Genomic DNA, 21,401 nt, shown 5'->3' on the forward strand with positions numbered 1-21,401 from the left:
AGCTTCAATCAGAAGTAGCTGAAATAACCTTTTATCAGCACCCAGACATCGACATTAAGCCTCAGTGTTTTGATAATTTAAATTGCTTAAGTAAGTATTATGCAGATGGCAATACACATCTGCACGCGTAACAATTTTATAGCTCTAGCTTAGCGCTTATTTGCTAGTTGCAACTTCCCATACCTTGTAGTTCCAGATAGCGTCTTGTAGGGCATCATGAGTTCGACTATTTTCCGGCACTTCCGAAGTTTTTAATGATTTATAAAGAGGTGTAATATCTTTACAAAAGGTTGGAAAACCTTTTGGCAGCTCTCCAAGTAAGTCCAACAAAAGCTGGTAATCCCAATCTGCATATTTTTGATAGATGTACTCAACATCGGTGGAAACACTGAATAGTTTTTTTAGTTGCTCCACAGTTGGAAATGTTGCCCAAACTGAAGTTATATCTTTACCAATTAAAAAACTAACCAGTTCGTTGCTGATGATGTGTTTAGGCTTCCGAGTACTGTTCGGTGGCAAAAGGGGTAGCGCATGTTCAGCCACGAAAGGACTATGATGAAGCTGATTAAAATCAGAAAGAACGCCATAATAATGACTACCGTCCTCACAATAAATGCCTATCGACATTATTTCAGAATGAGACTCGTCACCCGGTAAACAAGTAAATTCAGTGTCTATAAATATGTTCATTTGTTTATTTAGTTGGTGCTACGCACAGCATTGCTATGAGCCGTGAGAAGCTTGACCAAAATTAGTGAAGAACTACCTAAGCTAAGATTTTTTAATGCACTGACCGACGGAGCCATATGTGTTAGGTGTTTTTTAAGCGCATTCATAATCACAAATCTGCACAATATTCAAACAGCTAGAGCACACTCCATGTAAGCTAAACCACGTAAATAGATCTTTTTCTTTGCCTCGAGCTTCTGGAAAATCATCATCAAAAAGGTCATTCGTGAATTCAAATCTCGCCATTATTTTAAATGTATTACGTTCACATAGTTCACATACAAAATAAGAATGCTCGCCTTCTCCAGAAACCCCGTAGCATCCATGACCGAGCTCTGAATCATATCCATGTTTTTCTATATTAAAAATTTCATTAATACTGTTGCACCCAGTACAATCCAAGCTTAACGGGCCAACAAAAAACGAGTTTTGATTATCAGGGTTTATCCAATTAAACCCGCTAACTTTATATTTTTCATTTCCACACCTACATTCAATTTCGAAAACAGAGTTTAAATCTTCCCCATGCCCATCATATTCAAGGTTTTCAATACCAATAGCTTTGACAATAAAACTCTCTAAGCATCTAGGGGGATTATTCTGAAAGTATTTTAAATTAGATTTCATTCGTATTACCTATCCTTAACACCCGCATTTTCGGCTTGTTTTGGATCACAGCCGAAAACTAGTCCGACAACATGCGCTTATAAGTGCTAAAGCTCGTCTAAATGACGACCAATAAACTCCGCAGAACTATTCCATGCCAATTTGATTTCACTTGTTTCAGGATCTTTGTACCACGCGTCAGACCAAGTATTATCGAAGCTCCATTCCCAAGCTACCTTTTTCCCTTTTTGGAAGTGAGTCTGTGTAGTAGGAAAAATTCGATAGAATATGTTTGCTCCACTAGAAGACGTACTCTTTAATATCACACCTTTGCCCTTTGTAATTAGAGCTCTGCATTCAGGATCCGAATATATTTCAACATCTGGATAATGAACCCAATTAGTTTCTTTGGGTAAGGCATGTAATGATTTCAGAATACTAACTCCTGAGTCTAATGCGCTTAAAATATCGCGCTCTCTGGTTTCGCCGCCATGTATTATTTTGCTTCTAGTTTCCCAGAAAAGGCGCAAACTGCTAGAAATATGTTTTGGCAAACCGTAGTGACTATCTAGCTCACTTATCGCTTGCCGAACATTAATATTTTTCCTGCTTTTTAGCAGCCCGATACTTGCGAGTATTTGCCTTGATTCCTTTTCAATTTCAGTTGCTAGTAATATCAAAGCGGCTTTGGGTGACCTTACAGCTTCATGAATAATTACTTTGATAATTGATTCGTCGTCTTTTTCGGAATTTATCCTCGCGGAACTACCTGCATCACTTGTAGGGATAGCAGAAACTTCTTCAGAGAGTTTGGAGGCTGACCGTTGGAGATTTTCCAGTGAATCATTTAGCTCTATTTCTTGACCTAGAAGCTTTCCTTTTTTAAATCTTAAGATGGCCTCAGCAATCTGTTTTTTAAATACAAATAGCGAAGCAAACGCAAAGATAGGCCACAAAAGAGTTGCTATTGCTTTTAGTAATTCAGATATTTCGTTCATTCTTCTATTCCATGAGAGCGTTTGATAGAAAATTACCATGAAATCGCTTCTTCAACATTATTGTCAATTTGCAAATCCATTAATAAAAATAACTAATTTCAAAAACTTAGTCGATCTAAAAATTAAGTCAACCATATTCTCCAATAGTAAAATCAGAGAACTGTTTGCAAGCAACAATTATAGACTGGCGTAACTGCCATAGTCGACGTACAACTGAATGCTATATTAGTTCTGTTGCTAGAACTTTGCGCAAACAACTAAACTTTAACTTCAAACCATAGATACAAGGGGATTAGACCTATTCCCCACAGCTTTATACGTATTTAGAAAATCTCATCTCCAACTGCACTTCAGCATTTTTGACAATCACCCCGTCGTTTTAGGCAAACATCAGTAGCAATCCTTTCCTATACTAATTTCCAGTGACGAGCAGTAATTTATATTTAACTAACAGAGAATTGAAATGATGAACAAAGTAACTTTCCCAAACACCAATGGCTTAAATATTACTATGGCTGGTTTATTAAACTTGCCTACCGATTTTGACCAAAGCAAAACTTACCCTGCAATTGTTGTTTCTCACCCAGGCGGTGGTGTTAAAGAACAAACTGCCGGTACTTATGCTAAAAAATTGGCTGAGCAAGGTTTTGTTGCGCTAGCTTACGATGCATCTTACCAAGGTGAAAGCGGCGGCGAGCCTCGCCAATTAGAAAACCCACATGTTCGCACTGAGGACATCAGTGCTGCGATAGACTATTTAACCACTTTACCTTATGTAGACAACACTCGTATTGGTGCAATGGGCATTTGTGCCGGTGGGGGTTACACCGCAAATGCAGCAATTAATGACAGACGCATTAAAGCTGTAGGCACAGTAAGCATGGTAAATATTGGCCAAATGTTCCGCAATGGTTGGGACAATAACGTTAAAGACAGTGATGCTATTCCATACATGCAAGCTGGCTCAGATTCACGCACATCTGATGCCAGTGGTAATGAAATCGCCACTATGCCTATGGCACCGTTAAAAGAAGAAGATGCGCCAAACGAAGAGCTTCGTCAGGCTTGGGAATACTACCATACAGATCGCGCTGCTTACTGCACTGCGCCGGGTTTTGCTACAGCCAGAAGTTTAAATCAGATTATTAGTTACGATGCATTTTTTAAAGCTGAAGCGTTTTTAACTCAGCCGCTTTTAACAGTTGTTGGTAGCCAAGCTGGTAGTAAATGGATGAGTGACGATTTAATCGAAAGAGCCGCATCTACCGACAAGGACATGCATATAGTTGAAGGTGCAAACCATATGAGTTTATACGATGGCGAAGCTGAAATTAAGCAAGCAATTGGCGCGTTAGCTCCATTTTTTGCCCGTACTCTTTAATCACATTCAGTTTTAGTAGAGATTGTTATGAAATCACAAAAAATCAGCTTTAAAAATCATGACATGGCGTGGGATATTTCCGCTTTATTGTTAACACCTGATAACTTTGACCCAAGCAAAAAATATCCGGCTATCATCAGCGTTCACCCGTTTGGTAGCTGTAAAGAACAGACTTCCAGCAGTATTTATGGCAAAGCCTTGGCTGACGCCGGATATGTGGTAATTGCATATGACGCGAGCTTTCAGGGTGAATCCGGCGGCTTACCCAGATATGTTGAAGATCCTGCTCAGCGAGTGGAAGATATCAGCCGTGCAATTGATTATGCAGTTACGCTTGAATATGTAGATGAAAATCGCATTGCTGCAATTGGCGTGTGTGGTGGTGGCGCTTATGCATTTAACTCGGCACTGACGGAAAAACGAATTAAAGCGGTTATCGGTATTACGCCGGTTAACTTAGGTCGATTATTTCGAGAAGCCTTTAGCGAATTTAACCCACTTGCAGCATTAGAGGCAATGGCCGAGCAGCGCAGTGCTGAAGCTAAAGGCGCTGAGTTACAAGTAAATGAGTTATTGCCGCCTAGTATTGAGTTTGCCAAAGCAAATGGATTAACCGAGCGTGATGTATTTGAAGCAACAGACTATTACAAAACACCACGAGGACAGACTGAAGGTGGCGCTACGCGCATGTTATTTTCACATGCACAAAAAACGTTAAGTTGGGATGCTTTTGCCTTTGCCGAAATTTTGATGACTCAACCTATGATGGCTGTAATAGGCCAGAAAGTTGGTGCTTTTGGTGGTTATCGAGACGGTAAAGAAATATATGGTAAGTCGTTTGCTTCGAAAGACCGCCAGTTGGTTGAGCTAGAAAATTGGTCGCATTACGATTTGTACGACAACCCAGAAGCTGTTGGCATCGCAATGCAAAGCATTTTGCCTTTTTTAAGCAAACATTTGTCAGTACACGGATAATCTGCTGAAGTTAAAATTGAGGTTTAAACACATGATCAAGTGGTTATTAATCCTAATTGGGATTGTTTTAATCTCACTGATTTTAATCGCTCTTTGGGTAACTCGGGTTGAAAATACTCAGTTTGCGAAAAATCAATCTCGCATAGGTTTGGGCAAAGCCGATACTGCTATGCCTGATCAACAAAATCTCAACAGTGATACTCAAACAGCAGTTATTGTATTTTCGCGCTCGGGTAATACGGGAGCGCTGGCGCAGCATATTGCAGATAAAACAAATGCAGATATCTATGAGATTTTTGCCAAAGATTACGAATTAGGTATTCCGGGATGGCTTAGTGCTTTAGCGGATGCCAGAAGCAATATTGCCAGCATTACGCCAAAACAAATTGAACTTGGTCGATACGATACAGTTTATCTAGGTTCACCAATTTGGCTGTATAGTCCGGCACCACCTATTTGGCAGTTTGCTAAAGATAATAACTTTACCGGTAAAGATGTTGTATTGTTCAATACGTTTAACAGTAAGTTTGAGCAGCATTTTATTGATGATTTTGAAAACCTAGTGAAAGCAAATGGCGCTAAGTCTTTTAATCATCGTTTTGTAAAACGAGGCCGGATGGGCGACCAGTTATCCACCGAAGAAATGCTGAAAGTCTTCGATACTCAAAACAAATAAGTTTTAATCATAAGAGAGTCATTATGCCAGATACTAACCTTGCAGATTTAGTTAACCCTTTGGCGCAAAAAGTTTTGTTATTTGCCAAAAAGCCAGGTGAATATAATAGCCACGTTGACGGGTTAACTATGCACATTCGTAATAGCACAACCGAGCCACTGCATTGTGTATATACCTTGAGCTTGGCGGTTGTATTGCAAGGCGCAAAAATACTCTCGATTGAAAATGATGTGTTAAGTTGTAAAGCTGGGCAGTCAATGCTGACAACCTTTGATCTACCTTTGGTTTCGCACGTTAGCCAAGCATCACGCCATCAGCCATTTATCGCTCTGTTACTCAAGTTGGATTACAACAAAATTTTACAAACCGCGGCTGAACTTAATTTACCTAACTTGACTCGTGATACCAAACAGCAAACTGTATCCATTGAGGATATAGATGTTGGGCTAAATGACGCGTTAAACCGATTATTCAATTTGGAGTATGACGATAAGTTCCGCGAAAGCTTATTTCCTTTGCTTGAAAAAGAAATAATTATCCGTTTATTGCTCGGCGCACACGGTCCACAATTACGCAGATTAGCCAGTGAAGGTTCACCCAGTAGCCATATTGTTAGGGTAGTTAGCTGGCTTAAACAAAATTTTATGCGGCCAATTGAAATGAATGATTTAGCCGATCAAGCACATATGAGCGCATCAACCTTCAGGCAACACTTTAAAACCTTAACAGGCACTAGTCCGCTGCAGTATTTAAAAACGCTGCGTCTGCAAGAAGCAAGAGATCAAATGCTGGTCAATGGCCTAGATGCCAATCAGGCAAGCGGTGTTGTTGGTTATGAAAGTCCATCACAGTTTAGCCGTGAATACAGTCGTTTATTTGGGCTACCGCCACAAAAAGATATGCAAAGATTAAAACAACAAGCGGTTTAAAATAATAGCAACTAGCTTTACAGGATTTTTACACTTAAGGGGATTAAAGTTGCTGAATGAATAGCATATAGTGGCAGGCAAACATCTTGATTTCATTTGTCTATTTAGGCCCTGTTATGTCTATTTTAAAGTCTAAACTCACCCACCCTTTCTGTTGGTTATCTTGCCTCATTTTGTTGTTATCTGCCTGCCAATCAGAAGAAACACCAGCAGCTAAAAGCAAAAGTATTAACGCTGAACCTGTATTAACTCAAGCAGTTAGATGGCAGCAGCAATCGGTCGACATTACTGCAGTTGGTACCTCAAGGGCATTAAAATCCGTTGTTTTGTATCCAAGAATTAGCGGTATTATCGACTCGATTAATGTGCAAGCTGGCAGCAAAGTAACGGCGGGTAAAACCTTAGTGCAGTTAGATTCTAGCGAACAGAGTTTATTGCTAAAACAAGCGCAAATCACCTTAGATGACGCTAAACGAACTTACGATAGATATCATTCAGCCATTAGCAGTGGTGGTGTTACTCAGTCTATTTTAGATGAAGCAAATACCGAGCTTGCCAGCGCACAAGTTGCCCAAAACCGCGCCAAAGTTTTATTGGATTATCATCAAATAAAAGCCCCATTTACCGGCCATTTAGGCATTACTCAGCTAGACCCGGGCGCATATATAGATACACAAACACCTATTGTCAGCTTAGACGATAGAAGTGCATTGCTAATCATGTTTGAGGTCGCCGAAGCTTATTATCCACAGATAGCAGTCGGACAAAAAATTGCTGTAGCGCCTTGGCAAAATGCCAGCCAAATTGAACAAGCAAATGTAGTGGATATTGATAGCCGCGTAGACCCACAAAGCCGTACCTTTACTGTTCAAGCTAAGTTAGACAACCCGCTAGACAAATACCGCCCGGGCATGAGTTTTAAAGTTATGCTGAGTTTAATTGGTGGTGAATATCCACTGGTGCCAGAAACCGCTTTGCAATGGGGTGGAGATGGCGCTTACGTTTGGCAAATTGTTGATGAACACGCAACACGTTTACCAGTTGTGGTTGTGCAAAGGCTTAAGGGTGAAATTTTAGTTGAAGGTGAATTACCTAGCGGCAGCATAGTGGTTAAAGAAGGCATTCAACGTATGCGTGAAGGTAAAAAAATTACCGACGTAACCGCGCAAGTTCAACAAAGGTTATTAGGCAATGAGTGAATTTATTAAAGACGACTTAGCCTCGTTAAGCGTTCGCCGCCCTTTTCTAATTTTAGTTATTAACTTATTAATTGCGCTGGCAGGTTTAGCCGCACTCTCGTATGTTGAAGTGCGTGAATTGCCGGACGTTGACCGCCCGGTTGTTTCGGTGCGCGGTGTTTTGCCCGGTGCAACACCTGAAACTATGGATGCCGAAGTCACTGCCATTATTGAAGGTGCGATGGCGCGAGTGTCGGGTATCAAAAATATTCGCTCATCTAGTGAAGAAAATAACTTTCGCATTCACGCAGAGTTCACTTCGGCAACCGATTTAATGACGGCTGCGTCAGATGTGCGCGAAGCAGTTAACCAAGTTCAGCGCGAATTACCCGACAATGTTGAGCGCATCAGTGTAGTCAAAGCGCAAGACGATGCGCGGCCTATTATCAATATCGCCATTACCAGCCAGCATTTAAAACAAGAAGAACTCACCCGCATTATTGAAAAAGACATAGTGCCAGAAATTATTGGCATAAATGGTGTAGCCGATGTGCCATTATTTGGCGATAGAAAACGCGTATTGCATGTGGTGTTAAACCCACTGCGTTTGGCCAGTTTTGGATTAACGGTAAATGATTTAGCCGATGTTTTGCGCGATGCACCACTAGATGTACCAACCGGAAGTTTTCGTGCGCAAGACCAAGAATTGTTAGTGCGCGCCAATGCAACCACAGTAACTGAAGAACAGGTTAAAAATATCATCATCAAAGGCACTACGCGTATTGGTGATGTTGCACAAGTGTATTTTGGCCCTGAAGATGTCGACTCGCTGGTTTATCTAAACAAGAATCCAGTTATAGGTTTAGGGGTTATTCGTCAGGCTCACTCCAATACCATTGAAATATCCGACCGTGTAAACCAAGTAATTGAGCGGCTCAACAATAAGTTTGACGATATTGAACTGACTATTACCTCAGATAACGCTGTTTTTATTAAAAGTTCAGTCAGTGAAGTTCTAACCAGTTTAGCCTTAACTATAACTATAGTGGTTGCGTCGCTATGGCTATTTTTAGGTAGTTTGCGCGCGACGCTGATCCCAAGTACCGCAATTCCATTAGCGCTTGTTGGCACTTTGGCGGGTATCTGGTTAATGGGCTTTTCTATTAATATCACAACTTTATTAGCCATTGTTTTAGCCACAGGTTTGGTGGTAGATGATGCAATAGTTGTATTAGAAAACATTCAGCGTTTAAGTTTGCAAGGGTTAAAACCAAGAGCCGCGGCGGTGTTAGGTACTCGCCAAGTCATATTTGCCGTTATCGCAACCACAGCTGTGTTGGTGAGTGTATTTGTGCCGATTGCGTTAATTCCGGGTTCTGCCGGCAAAATGTTCCGTGAGTTTGGTTTTGTTTTAGCCTGTGCGGTCATTATTTCGTCTTTTGTAGCTTTATCCATAGTGCCAGCAATGGCTGCGCGTTTCCCATTGGTTAAAGCGAAAAAATCGGCGCAGCCAAATTTACTTGCCCGTTGTGGCCTAGCTTTGGCAGGTTTATATGGGCGCTCAATTCACTTTGTATTAAATCACGCCATTTGGTTTTTCTTACTCGCGTTAGCGTCGGCAATAGCAGCTGGTTGGGTTTATCCAAAACTGGCTAACGAGCTATTACCAAGTGAAGACCGTGGTGTCTTGTATGTAGATGCAACTGGCCCTGATGGTGTGGGTTTAAATTATATCGCCCGCCAAGCAGAACAAATTGAGGCCATTGCCGAGCCGTACATTCAGCAAGGCATAATTACCGATATGTTCACAACCGTGGGGCGCTACGATCCGAACCGTGCACAAGTGATGTTGCCGTTTGTACCCTGGGAGCAAAGAACTGTCAGCCAACAAACAGTAATGGCGGAAATTAACCAACAAGTAAGCCAAATACCCGGCGCACGTGTACGTGTTGGCAGCCCAAATAGTTTAGCGATTCGTGGCAATGTAGGAGGCATTGAAGTCGCATTATTAGGCAATGACTATAACGATATTTATGCTGCGTCTTTAGCTATGGCAGATGCAATTAATGAACAAAGTAGCCACATCAGCCAACCGGATATTTCTTATCGCCCTACCCAACCACAATTGTCATTAGAAATAGACAGACGCCGCGCAGCTGATTTAGGTATATCGCTGAATGAAATTGCCAATACCTTACGCGCAGTAGTGGATGGCTGGGATTTGGTCGATTTAAGCATTGCCGATGAATCAATTCCAATTATGTTAGAAACTTCATCAACACGAGTTTCGTCACCACAAGATTTAGCCAACTTGTATGTTTCAAGCGCTTCCGGTCGTCAGTTACCCCTTTCGAGTGTTGTGACTATGAAAGAAAATAGCGTTGCCGCTGAATTAGATCGCCACGCGCAGCGCCGCGCTATCGAAATTAAAGCAAATGTTGCTGAAGGTTATCCACTGGCTGATGCCATGCAAGAAATGCAGGATATTGCCAAACAAGTGTTACCTGACGATGTGCACATGATATTTTTAGGCGAAGCACAAACACTAGAAGAAACCTCCAACGAAGTAGCCTTTACTTATGCAATTGCTTTGTTAGTGGTATTTTTGGTGTTGTGTGCGCAGTTTGAAGGTATTGCCAGCGCTATAAATGTAATGACTGTAGTACCTTTTGGTTTAGCTGCGGCAATTTACGCTTTATGGTTAACCGATACCAGTGTGAATATTTATTCGCAAATTGGTTTAGTAATGTTGATTGGTTTAATGGCCAAAAATGGCATTTTAATCGTAGAGTTTGCCGACCAATTACGTGACAAAGGTTTAGATATACGCCAAGCGATTGAACAAGCCGCCAATGTGCGTTTACGCCCTATAGCGCTGACTATGGTTTCAACCATACTAGGTGGCTTGCCGCTTATTTTAAGCGCGGGCGCAGGTGCAGAAGCACGCAGTGCCATTGGTTGGGTAATGTTTGGCGGTTTAGGTTTAGCTGCGTTATTTACTTTGTATTTAACCCCTGTTGTGTATTTAGCCACAGCTAAATTCCACAAACCAAGAGGCCATGAACAAGCGGCGTTGGAACAAGAGTTGCAGCAGGTTGAGCAAGTGCAATAAGTGGTCAACTTGCAGTGTTTTGTAGGATAGGGTAGCAAAGGCTACCCTACAAACAATTAGAACTCTCAGGGCACAGATAAACAGAGTAAAGCACACCATTATCTGCTCCGCATCCGGCGTTTAATTTAAACTCAATATTCTTAGTGACAAACGAATCATAGCCGTCTGCAGTCACTTCCAAATTAATTAAAAATTTGGATGCGTTGAGAGACAAAGTTGTGTAGTAAGCACCTGTCAGTGAATTTGAAAGACCATCATCTTCTGGAATAAACTGCGCATATTCCGCCACGCTGTCCGTTTCATTCTCAGAGATGACCAAGACCGTCGCATTTTCGATGATAATCGACTCATCTAACGAATCGTACACAAAAACGTTAATCCCTGGAGCGAAAAAACCAGTACAGGTTTCAATAGGATCTTCTTCCGTTAAGCCAACCTCACTATCAGATTGACACCCAATAAGGTTTAAAATTAGCCAAATTGGAACGAATAAAAAAAGTGATTTGAGTTTAGCCAAAAGAATTCCTTATTATTTTGAGCCTTTGTTATAGCTCAATAATATGATGGCCAATCACATTGTGGTATGTTCATTTTGTAATTGATTGTTATCAAGAATTTTCAACTTAACAAAAATCATTTCCTATACTTATCTAATTCAGCCAATAACCAATCTTTACTTTTAATCGGCGTTTGTTCAGGACAATGAATCAAATAATACTTGCCGGACATTTTACTTTTAGTTGCTGAGTATTTAATAAAATCTTCGGTGCTTTCAATATCATCAACAAAGTAGTCATATTTCTTTTTAATATGAGCAACAGCCTCTTCCCCCTTGTGCATAGTGCCGTTTCGTTCGTACTGGCAATTGGTAGTCGCTACATAATTTAATAGATGATCAATTTCAGCCTGCATGTCAGCAAAGGCATTGCCTGCGGTAAATAAACCAATCAGTAATATTAAGCGTTTTTTCATTCAGCTAAAGTCCGTATTTTGTTATTAAGTATTGTATGCATAAAAATGCCAAGTACTTTTGCTTGCGGCTAATTTATCATAAAGCTTTTGTGCTTGGGTATTATCCGGCGCAGTCACCCATTGTAGCCTTGCGGCCCCAGCTTGTTTTGCATATTCACGGCAGTGTTCAATAAGCTGTTTGGCAATGCCTCTGCCACGATACTCTGGATCAGTATATAAATCGTTTAGTACGGCTACTTTGGCCGTTATGGTTGAAGTGAAAGAAAAATACACAGTACCAAATGCAACAGCTTTGTTGTCTACTCTAAAAATAAACTGGCAACCAGCGGGGCTACCCTCACCGAATTGAGCAAAAAACTCAGCGTTATTTTCATCAGACACATTCGCTACTTTATAAAAGTTTTGATAAGCACGAATAAGTGGTAATACTTCAATTAAGTTTTGCGGTGAAACTGATTCAATCATTGCAGTCCTTTTTGATTAAAGTTTGGTAGACAACCAAATAGCGAATTTGGTTGTATTTCCAACTAGTATATTTATTGGCCAAGCAAAGCAGGAATTAGATGCATTATTGACAGCTGTCGATTGATGATTCTCTTCATCTGTTTTAATACTAAGTACTGCGGCATAAGCTTCTTTATCGATAAATTTCAACAAATCCAGTTGCGACTCTAGGTGATGCAAAACAGTTGTTTCAACCGCATTTGTGCATATCCAGATGGCATTTCGACCTAACAACGCGGTAAATAATCCTAACAAAAAACCGCCGATAGCCCATAACCGAAGGGCATAACATGAACGAAGTCCGCGACTTTTTAGTAGCGAGTCAAAAGTATTAAAGTGCTGTTTTTCATGTAACAGCATGTCTTGCAATTCGGCAACTATGTCATGATAAAAGTACTTAGCTAAGAATAACTGTGCGGTATAAATATTGATTGCACCAAGCTCGCCTGCATGATCTACACGAAGTATCCTTTGCACGTTTACATCGGTAAAATCTTGCATTTTTCAGTAGCCATTTTGCAGCAGTGTTTGGTACTGAGAAACTACACTGACATTGATTGAAAATCAAATATCAATTCATACTTAATCTATTGTAATTAAAACAAAAACAGCGCCATCGGCGCTGTTTTAAATCGAACGTTTCAAAATAATATTTGATTATGCTACATCAAATCTATCGGCGTTCATTACTTTAGTCCAAGCTTTTACAAAGTCATTTACAAACTTAGCTTGGTTGCCTGCAGATGCATACACTTCAGCAATTGCGCGTAATTGTGAGTTTGAACCAAACACTAAGTCTACTCTGGTACCAGTCCATTTAACTGCACCGGTTTTACGGTCTTTGCCTTCAAAAGTTTGTGCGTCTTTTGAAGTTGGTTTCCACTCAGTACTCATATCCAACAAGTTAACAAAAAAGTCGTTGGTTAAGCTGCCAACATTATCGGTGAATACACCGTGGCTGCTGCCATCACTATTTGTACCTAATACACGCAACCCACCGACTAAAGCTGTCATTTCTGGCGCTGTTAAAGTTAATAACTGAGCGCGGTCGACTAAAATATGCTCCGCTGGCACTGCGTATTGTTGCTTCAAGTAGTTAACGAAACCATCAGCTTTTGGCTCAAGCGCGGTAAATGATTCAACATCAGTTTGCGACTGCTCAGCATCTACTCTGCCAGGTGTAAATGGCACAGAAACTGATTGCCCCGCAGCACTTGCTGCTTGCTCAACCCCAACATTACCGGCCAATACAATAACATCAGCTAATGAAACACCATTATTGCCCGATTGCGCTTGATTAAATTCAGTTTGAATTTGCTCCAATGCAGCCAATACTTTAGCTAAACGCTGTGGGTTATTCGCTTGCCAATCTTTTTGTGGCGCTAAACGTACACGTGCACCATTCGCTCCACCGCGCATATCAGAGCCACGGAAAGTTGAAGCGCTCGACCATGCTGTTGCAACCAATTCACCAACCGACAAACCGCTTGCAGCAATTTTAGCTTTTAACTCAGCAACAGCTTGCTCAGATAAAGGTGCATATGTTGCTGCTGGCAATGGGTCTTGCCATGCTAAATCTTCCGCTGGTACTTCAGGGCCTAAATAACGTACTTTTGGTCCCATATCTCTGTGAGTTAATTTAAACCAAGCACGGGCAAATGCATCGGCAAACTCGTCTGGATTTTGTAAAAAACGACGCGAGATTTTTTCGTACGCAGGGTCAAAGCGCAACGACAAGTCAGTCGTTAACATAGTTGGCTTTTGTTTTTTACCTGCATCAAATGCATCTGGAATTGTATCCGCCGCATCTTTTGCTACCCATTGATGTGCGCCAGCAGGACTTTTAGTTAATTCCCACTCGTAGTTGAACAAGTTTTCAAAAAAGTTGTTGCTCCACTGCGTTGGTGTTTCCGTCCAAGTCACTTCTAAACCACTGGTAATCGCATCAGCGCCTTTACCTGATTTATAAGTACTGGTCCAACCAAAACCTTGCTCTTCGATACTCGCACCTTCTGGTTCAACACCTACATTAGCTGCATCACCTGCACCATGTGCTTTACCAAAGGTGTGGCCACCAGCAATTAACGCAACTGTTTCTTCATCGTTCATTGCCATACGCGCAAAAGTTTCACGAATATCCGCTGCTGCTAAAATTGGGTCTGGGTTACCATCTGGCCCTTCTGGGTTTACATATATCAAGCCCATTAACACCGCTGCTAAAGGGTTTTCAAGATCACGCTCACCAGAATAACGTTTGTCAGTTAACCATTCAGTTTCGTTACCCCAATAGATATCTAACTCAGGCTCCCAAATATCTTCGCGGCCACCGGCAAAACCGAAGGTTTTAAAGCCCATAGATTCTAAAGCGACGTTGCCGGTTAAAATCATTAAGTCAGCCCATGAAATAGCATCACCGTATTTTTGTTTAATTGGCCACAATAAACGACGAGCTTTATCCAAATTACCGTTATCCGGCCAGCTATTTAATGGCGCGAATCTTTGACTACCAGAGCCAGCACCACCACGGCCATCACCAATACGATAGGTACCCGCACTGTGCCACGCCATACGAATGAAAAAACCACCGTAGTGACCAAAATCTGCAGGCCACCAATCTTGCGAGTCTGTCATTAAATCAGTTAAGTCTTTTTTTAGTGCTTCATAGTTAATGGCATTAAATGCTTGTGCGTAATTAAAATCGCTTTCCATTGGGTTGGATTTAGCTGATTGTTGGTGAAGAATTTCTAACTTTAATCGGTTTGGCCACCAGTCTTGATTCGTTGTACCGTTACCGGCTGCTTGGTGAAATGGACATTTACTTGCTGACATATTTAGCTCTCCGTTTTGTTTCTTAAAGTGGCACTGTGCATGCCAAAAGCTTACGTATAGTTATAGTTTAGAGATCAATTTGTTGCCAATTGATTAACTAGGTTGGGTTAATCGGAAATTTGAAATTGCTGGTTTTGATAGTGGAAGATAGTTGGTTCTATATGCAAAACTCGCGGCTCGTCCTGTGCGCTATGGTCGGCCTGAGGGTAGGTTGTCCAAACCAGAAACGCTGTAAACACGTCCTTGTGCGCTCCGGCTTTTCATCCATGAAAAGCAGGTTCTGTTTTGGACAACCTACCCTCAGTCCTCACCAACGGAATTGCTGATCAAGGTTTATCCTGAAGACAACAGAAATGTCCAAAAGTGAAGTGCTCTGCTCCCAAAGGATATTCTGCATACAGACAATCGCATATATCCCTGCGACTCAGGGCTATAAGTACTAGAGCAATAACTTAGAGCAAAATCTCTTTTTCAGGGGCGAATGAGAACCGAAGCTCTGCTTCGCAGTTGAATGAGGTGGAGTCATGGATGACGACAGGGCCTCACCTTCAAGGATGAATAGTCGCCTCTGCATACAGCGTTTTTGCGAAAGTTATGGTCTAGTACTTATCGCATATTGCTGAGGATTTTCAGCGCTCTATGAGGAATACCCCATTCACCTTCGATATTCTCTGGCACAAAATCCAAGCACCATTGCACAAATCTAGCAGGTTGCCATCCTTGGCTAGAGATCATCCTACTGCTTTAAAATCAAACCATTAATTTTACGCCAATCAACCAACTTAAAGTTCTGCGGCTGCACCGGCATAATATTGCGCCCATCTTGCACAACCAAAGCACCGAATGGATACAAGTCCCCCAATGGCGCAGCAATCACAGCCAAACCATCGGTTTCTGACGCGCCATCAATGCCTTTTAACACATCGGCGACAATATTAAACTTAGCTACAACTTGGCCTTTTTTAGCATTTTTAGCTAAATCAAATACAACATAACTATCATCACCTTGGCTCGAAGCAACTAAGTATTTTTCCGAGCGATTTTTAGGCGCATACAAAGACAAACCTTCAACATCATCTACCAATACATCACCATCTACTTGATAAAATGCCTCCAATTTTGTGCCAGCATCAGGCTCTGCACCTATAGTCCAAATGCCCCAATCTTCTTCACCTACATATAAAGTTTGCGTTTGTGCATCAGCCACACAGCCTTCTGGTTGGCTCGCTACTTTAAACTCACGCACTAACTTGCCTGTTACTTGGCTAGTAGAAAAGTCCAATTGGTATTGATGATAAACACCACTTTCGTCATTAATAAAAACAAAATAATCACCCGTTATCGGCGACTGATATTGGCACAAACCATAAACATCTGGCAGGCTGGTTGGTACGTTAGCTAGCTCAGAAATATCGCCAGAACGCGTAATTTTATAGACAATAATGCTGTTATACGTACGGTTACTGGCTGTAGCAAAATCAAAATGCTCGCCGTTAAACTCAACACCATAACTAATATCAATATTGTTAATACGGCCAGATGCTATCGTCTCAACCAATTCACCAGCTAAGTTGTATGCGTTTAAACCATACCTTTTATCTGTGGTTAAAATTAAGCTGTCTGCACTATTGTTTGGGTTTAACCAAACTTCAGGATCGTCCGCTGCATCACCAAAACGCGCAACAGGTGCGGTTTGCATATCAGCAGTTACTTGTGATGCACTTTGCTTAGCAATTCTTTTTTCTGCAACCGAAAGTGGCAATTCTGTCGAATAATATGCACCAGATTCATCATCATAAAAAGCCGCTAGCCACTTATTATCCGCGGTTTGTTTCGCATCTATACTTTCAATAGTGAAACCAGCAACTGAATACACTTTTGCTAAATGCTTGCTACCATCAGTTTGATAGTGCTGAATTTGCTCAGCCTCTGGTAATGCGACTAACAAGCTACCATCAGGCAATAAGCTGATATCTTTAATTTCACCGTGAATTTGACCAAATGGTGCAACTAAGGCAATTGGCGAGCGCGATAATTCTTTTTCAGGATTAGTCGGATACGCCCACACACCTATAGTTTCTTCTGCAACATAAACTTGTTGTTTAATATCGTCGACTACACAAGCGCCAGCACCCGGAGGCGCAGAAAAGCTGCGCACTAATAAATTAGTTGATTGCGCATTTGGCTGATTAAGATAAACAATACGTTGTTCAACTTGCTGCTGTGCGGTTAACCAAAAACTGCTTAACTGGCCATTTTGATAAGCCAAACATTGGTTATCAATAACGCTGCTTTCAGGCTTAATCGTATTTAACAAAGTAATTTTATGCGCTTGCGCGTTGGCGGCTAACGCTACTTTAAACAACAAAAACTGCCCTGCTTCTTTATCTACACTGCTGACAAACCATGTATTCTTATCTAATTGGCGAATATCTAACGACTCAAAGTTACCTGCATGGTTTTGTACCATTTCGCCTTGTTGATTAATTAACATTAACCCGAAGTTTTCACTGTTGGCTAACCAAGTGTCTTGATTAAGCTGAATAACTTTTTGGCCGTTTAATTTGTCGTGATGAAAAATTTGCTCTGGTGCTTTTGCTAACGCCTGTACAGCTGAATGTGTAGGTGCTGTTTCCGTAGCCGATTGACAAGCAGCTAACGCGAAAACAGCAGCTGTGATAACAACCGAAACCTTAGCTAATTTATTGTGGGCAAGCTGATTAAAATATTGCATGTTATTACTCTTACTAAATTCTTGCGGGCAATTAGCCAAACATTAGGCCAATTGCTGTTTGATAATTATTTTGTCACTGGATGTGCTATGTCTTTGTTATATAAAACTTGACCTTCGGCACTAACCATTTGAATTAACATTGAGTTTTGCCTAAGCGACACTGCGGTAACCCCAGCAGTTGCTTTAGCAAATTGAGTGAATTCGCGTGGTTTAACATGGCGCACGGCAGAGCCAGCACCAGAGATAAAATGGTGCACTGTGGTGCCTTGCGGTTGGTTGTGTTGCAAATCATGCTCATGGCCTGCGAAATAAGCATTTACCTGATGCTTTTCCATTAACGGCTCTAATTTGCGTCTAACCGAGTCGGTTTTGCCGTAACGCTTGCCGCTGGAATACATAGGGTGATGACCAATCACAATAATCCATCTGTCATCTGCGCCTTTTAGCTGCTGTTCAAACCAATCAAGTTGTTGCTGACTGTTTTGCGAGCGCACAGTTAAATATTTGTCTTCTGTGTAATATTTATCTTCAAACGGACTGGTATCTAAAAATATCAACAACAAAGTATCGTTCGAATCATTCAGCTGCATACGCTTGCTGTAATAACGAGCAGGCATATTCCAGCGCTGACTGACTCGGCTGTAGTCAATTTGCGCTTGCACATTACCGCGGTAATCGTGGTTACCTAAAACTAAATACCAAGGCTCAAATAAATGAGGGCCGGAATAAATATCTTCGTACGACGACTTCAAATAGGGATCATTTACGCTCGCCACGCCATCTGGATAAAAGTTATCGCCAGTCGACAAAATAAACTCACCGTCTAACCAATACATTAAATTATCCATTTGTTCAGCTACGGCTTTTTGCTGAAAGTGGCCATTGCGACCCCAATCACCAACCACCAAAAAATTCAGCGCTTGTTCGTCAACTTTAAGATCAGCAATTAAATGTTGCTGATACCAAGTTTCATCTTTAAATACTTGATTTGACAGCGCCACTGGCGCTGTCAAACAAGTTACTGCTAAAAGTAACCACTTAATCATTAGAACGACGCCCAGCTAAAGCCAAGTTGGAATGTACGGCCATAACTTTCGTACTGAGCATTTTGATTGCGGTTATCAAAATAGTGGTACATTGGCTCGTCGTTGATATTTACAGCATTAAAGTAAATATGCGTTTGTTGGTTAATGTAGTACTTACCACTGAAATCAAGTTGGGTGTGTGCATCTTCATAACGCAACATACCGTCATCAATTTCTTCTAGGTTTTTGCTTTTGTATACGCTGGTTAAACGCAAGCTAACAGTGTCATTTTCAAAACCTAGCGTGAAGTTAGCAATAGTGTCTGACTGGTTAGGTAATTGAGTTTCAAATACCTCACCATCAACAATTGTGGTGGCTTCTGAATCAGTCAAAGTGGCATTGGCAGCTAACAATAAACCTGAATCAAAACTTTTAACCCAAGCAAGTTCAACACCGTGCAACTTAGCGCTTTGACCATTAATAGGTTGGAATACTTCATCGTAACCTTGCCATTCGCTCGTACCTGCGACATCAACCACAATAACAAAGTTGTCGATTGATTTATGGAAGTAACCTGCCGACAACACACCAATGTGGCCTGGGTAATATTCAAGTGACAAGTCGAAGTTGTCAGCAAAATATGGTTTTAAGCTTGGGTTACCGGCTTCGGCTTCGCGCTCTGTTTCAAACTCACCGTCGTCGTTTTCTTCAGTTTTGCTTTCAATTATTTGATAAGCACCAACATCTTCAAATTTAGGACGGGCTAAAGTTTGTGTATAAGCAGCACGGGCAATTAACTTGTCAGATAGCTCATAACGCAAGTTAATGCTTGGCAACAATTTGCTATAACTATCTTCTGTTGACCAAGGAGTGTTTTGTACTTCTTCAACATCATTTTGCTCATCTTCTACCAACTCAACTTTGGCACCTTGAGTCGAAAAATCAGTTTGTTCGTAACGAACACCAGCAACCACATTAAGCTTGCCAAAATCAGCGCTAACCATGGCATAAGCGGCAAAGATATCTTCGTTAATAGTGTAACTAGCACCTTGTGATTCTAAATCTGAATCTAACTCAACTTTTTCAAAACCCGCTTTATTTTGTTTGGTGAAGTTGCGCAAAGCTTGTCTATTTAAACCTGGGCCAAAATCGCCTAACGACCAATCAGGTGTTGCAGTTGCAAAATCTGTTGGGTTAAACGCATCAAAACCGTCGTCATAAATATCGATAATAGCTCGGGTGTTTTTTTCACGTTGGCGATATTTCACACCCGTTTTAAATTCGTAAGCTGAGTCACCAACCAGTAACTTTTTCGTCAGATCTAATTTAAAACTCGTCTCTTCATCTTCAGCAAAATCTGACTCGTCTGATACTTCATCTAACTCATAATTCGCAAAATCATGAACGTCCGCGCCTTGGCTAATCTGCGGAATTTGTCCTTGCATATCAGAATCAAAAGTTAAACCTTCACCTTTAATTGTGTAATACAAAGCATTCGGGTTTTCTTCTTCAGCTTTTGAATAACCCACTTGGTAGTTCACCGTTAGGCTATCTAATTGGTGCTCACCACCTGCGGTTAAGCTGATAATTTGTTGCGTTTCTTTTCTGTCTTTGGTTGCGCGCTCAACTTCGCCTTCATCATCAAATACAAAAGTATTGCTTAAGCGATATTCGTCATCACTAAATTCACTAAACAAGCTGCGAACAAAATATTGGTTGTTAAAATCAGGGCGATAATCTAAGTTAACCGCAGCACCTAAACGCTCGCGGGTAATTGAATAGAATCTTTGCTCAATTTCATCATCACCATTGCTTTCAATATTGTCTGAGCCAAATTCGCGATCTGAATATGAAAGTGCTGCAGCTACAGCAAAAGTATCATCAAAAATATCTGTGTAACTTGCCGATACTTTTGGGCTCTTGCTATCACGCAATTGGTTTTGCGCCATTTCAGCAGAAAAAGTAATGCTTTGTTGCGCACGATCAAAACCACTTAAGCTTTTAACTTCAATTGAACCACCGATAGCGTCTGCATCCATATCTGGCGTTACCGATTTAGAAACTTCTAAACCACCCACTAAGTTTGATGGGATCACATCTAATGCAACCGAGCGCACACCCGACTCAGGTGACGGCACATTTAAACCATTAATAGTCACATTGTTTAAATTAGGATCGATACCACGAATACCAACAAAACGCCCTTCACCTTGGTCACGCTCAATAAACATACCCGGTAAACGTTGCAAAGCTTCAGAAACGTTTTGGTCTGGGAATTGACCAATGGCATCAGCAGAGACTATCGACTTAATGCTATCCGCATTTTTCTGCGCGTTAATTGCACCAGCTTGACCAGCACGCTGCGCGTAGACAACTATATCTTCTAATTGAGCTTGTTCCGAAAATGTTAGGTTTTGTTCAACCGTACCCGTTTGGTTAACAGTCACAGTTGTTTCGCTGCTACCTGCACCTATATATTCAACAACCACTTTATATTCGCCTGCTGGCAAATTGGCGAAACGATACACACCAGACTGGTCTGTTGTAGTAACCAAATCTAGCTCAGCTATGCTGACTTTAGCTCCCTTGTATAACTGTGAACCATTTGCATCAGTTACTTTACCAACTAACCCACCAGCAGTTGCTGAAACCGAAGTTAATGCAGCAGCAATTGCAGTTGTTAGCGCGAGTTTATTAAAATATTTTTTGCTCATTTTTAGCGCGTTCCATAAATGTATTAAACAGTGAATCAA

Annotated in this window: 17 protein-coding genes; 6 read left to right on the forward strand and 11 right to left on the reverse strand. The window is 41.2% G+C overall.

Annotated elements, in window-relative coordinates:
- Positions 1-156 precede the first annotated feature (156 nt).
- The 3 genes from ACMZOO_RS04975 to ACMZOO_RS04985 form a co-directional block, all read right to left on the reverse strand.
- Positions 157-690 carry a hypothetical protein gene (locus ACMZOO_RS04975; protein ID WP_440905655.1) on the reverse strand — a complete coding sequence of 178 codons (534 nt, stop codon included), beginning with the start codon at positions 688-690 and terminating at the stop codon, positions 157-159.
- Positions 691-822: 132 nt separating this feature from the next.
- A complete protein-coding gene (locus ACMZOO_RS04980) occupies positions 823-1,356 on the reverse strand; it encodes a hypothetical protein (protein ID WP_440905656.1) in 534 nt (177 codons plus the stop codon).
- Between the two features lie 86 nt (positions 1,357-1,442).
- Positions 1,443-2,333 carry a hypothetical protein gene (locus ACMZOO_RS04985; protein WP_440905657.1) on the reverse strand — a complete coding sequence of 297 codons (891 nt, stop codon included), beginning with the start codon at positions 2,331-2,333 and terminating at the stop codon, positions 1,443-1,445.
- Positions 2,334-2,796: 463 nt separating this feature from the next.
- Between ACMZOO_RS04985 and ACMZOO_RS04990 the strand changes: the two genes are divergently transcribed.
- From ACMZOO_RS04990 to ACMZOO_RS05015, 6 genes are all read left to right on the forward strand, one after another.
- On the forward strand, positions 2,797-3,714 hold the full coding sequence (locus tag ACMZOO_RS04990; protein WP_440905658.1) for an alpha/beta hydrolase: 918 nt from the start codon (positions 2,797-2,799) through the stop codon (positions 3,712-3,714).
- Positions 3,715-3,741: 27 nt separating this feature from the next.
- Positions 3,742-4,689, forward strand: coding sequence for an alpha/beta hydrolase (locus ACMZOO_RS04995; protein WP_440905659.1), 948 nt, complete (start codon positions 3,742-3,744; stop codon positions 4,687-4,689).
- Positions 4,690-4,720: 31 nt separating this feature from the next.
- Positions 4,721-5,365, forward strand: a complete 645-nt coding sequence (locus tag ACMZOO_RS05000) for a flavodoxin family protein (RefSeq protein WP_440905660.1) — start codon at positions 4,721-4,723, stop codon at positions 5,363-5,365.
- 23 nt (positions 5,366-5,388) lie between these two features.
- Entirely contained in the window at positions 5,389-6,294 is a 906-nt protein-coding gene (locus ACMZOO_RS05005; protein WP_440905661.1) for an AraC family transcriptional regulator N-terminal domain-containing protein, read from the forward strand.
- A gap of 116 nt (positions 6,295-6,410) precedes the next feature.
- Positions 6,411-7,493, forward strand: coding sequence for an efflux RND transporter periplasmic adaptor subunit (locus tag ACMZOO_RS05010; protein WP_440905662.1), 1,083 nt, complete (start codon positions 6,411-6,413; stop codon positions 7,491-7,493).
- A complete protein-coding gene (locus ACMZOO_RS05015; RefSeq protein ID WP_440905663.1) occupies positions 7,486-10,584 on the forward strand; it encodes an efflux RND transporter permease subunit in 3,099 nt (1,032 codons plus the stop codon). The genes ACMZOO_RS05010 and ACMZOO_RS05015 overlap by 8 nt, the downstream gene beginning before the upstream one ends.
- Positions 10,585-10,630: 46 nt before the next feature.
- Here the strand turns inward: ACMZOO_RS05015 and ACMZOO_RS05020 are convergent, their stop codons facing one another.
- From ACMZOO_RS05020 to ACMZOO_RS05055, 8 genes are all read right to left on the reverse strand, one after another.
- Positions 10,631-11,101, reverse strand: coding sequence for a hypothetical protein (locus ACMZOO_RS05020; RefSeq protein WP_440905664.1), 471 nt, complete (start codon positions 11,099-11,101; stop codon positions 10,631-10,633).
- A 116-nt stretch (positions 11,102-11,217) separates the two neighbouring features.
- The gene (locus tag ACMZOO_RS05025; protein ID WP_440905665.1) at positions 11,218-11,556 is read right to left on the reverse strand and encodes a DUF5329 family protein; all 339 of its coding nucleotides are present in this window, start codon (positions 11,554-11,556) and stop codon (positions 11,218-11,220) included.
- A 24-nt stretch (positions 11,557-11,580) separates the two neighbouring features.
- On the reverse strand, positions 11,581-12,021 hold the full coding sequence (locus ACMZOO_RS05030) for a GNAT family N-acetyltransferase (RefSeq protein WP_440905666.1): 441 nt from the start codon (positions 12,019-12,021) through the stop codon (positions 11,581-11,583).
- 15 nt (positions 12,022-12,036) lie between these two features.
- On the reverse strand, positions 12,037-12,561 hold the full coding sequence (locus ACMZOO_RS05035; RefSeq protein ID WP_440905667.1) for a demethoxyubiquinone hydroxylase family protein: 525 nt from the start codon (positions 12,559-12,561) through the stop codon (positions 12,037-12,039).
- A gap of 156 nt (positions 12,562-12,717) precedes the next feature.
- Positions 12,718-14,889: a catalase/peroxidase HPI gene (gene katG, locus ACMZOO_RS05040; protein WP_440905668.1), complete on the reverse strand. Its 2,172-nt coding sequence runs from the start codon at positions 14,887-14,889 to the stop codon at positions 12,718-12,720.
- A gap of 736 nt (positions 14,890-15,625) precedes the next feature.
- Positions 15,626-17,623, reverse strand: a complete 1,998-nt coding sequence (locus ACMZOO_RS05045; protein ID WP_440905669.1) for a phytase — start codon at positions 17,621-17,623, stop codon at positions 15,626-15,628.
- Between the two features lie 65 nt (positions 17,624-17,688).
- The gene (locus ACMZOO_RS05050) at positions 17,689-18,669 is read right to left on the reverse strand and encodes a purple acid phosphatase family protein (RefSeq protein ID WP_440905670.1); all 981 of its coding nucleotides are present in this window, start codon (positions 18,667-18,669) and stop codon (positions 17,689-17,691) included.
- The gene (locus ACMZOO_RS05055; RefSeq protein ID WP_440905671.1) at positions 18,669-21,362 is read right to left on the reverse strand and encodes a TonB-dependent receptor; all 2,694 of its coding nucleotides are present in this window, start codon (positions 21,360-21,362) and stop codon (positions 18,669-18,671) included. Before ACMZOO_RS05055 ends, ACMZOO_RS05050 begins: the two co-directional genes overlap by 1 nt.
- Positions 21,363-21,401 lie beyond the last annotated feature (39 nt).

Origin of the sequence: Catenovulum sp. SX2 (assembly GCF_052056295.1) — a bacterium.
Classification (GTDB): domain Bacteria; phylum Pseudomonadota; class Gammaproteobacteria; order Enterobacterales; family Alteromonadaceae; genus Catenovulum.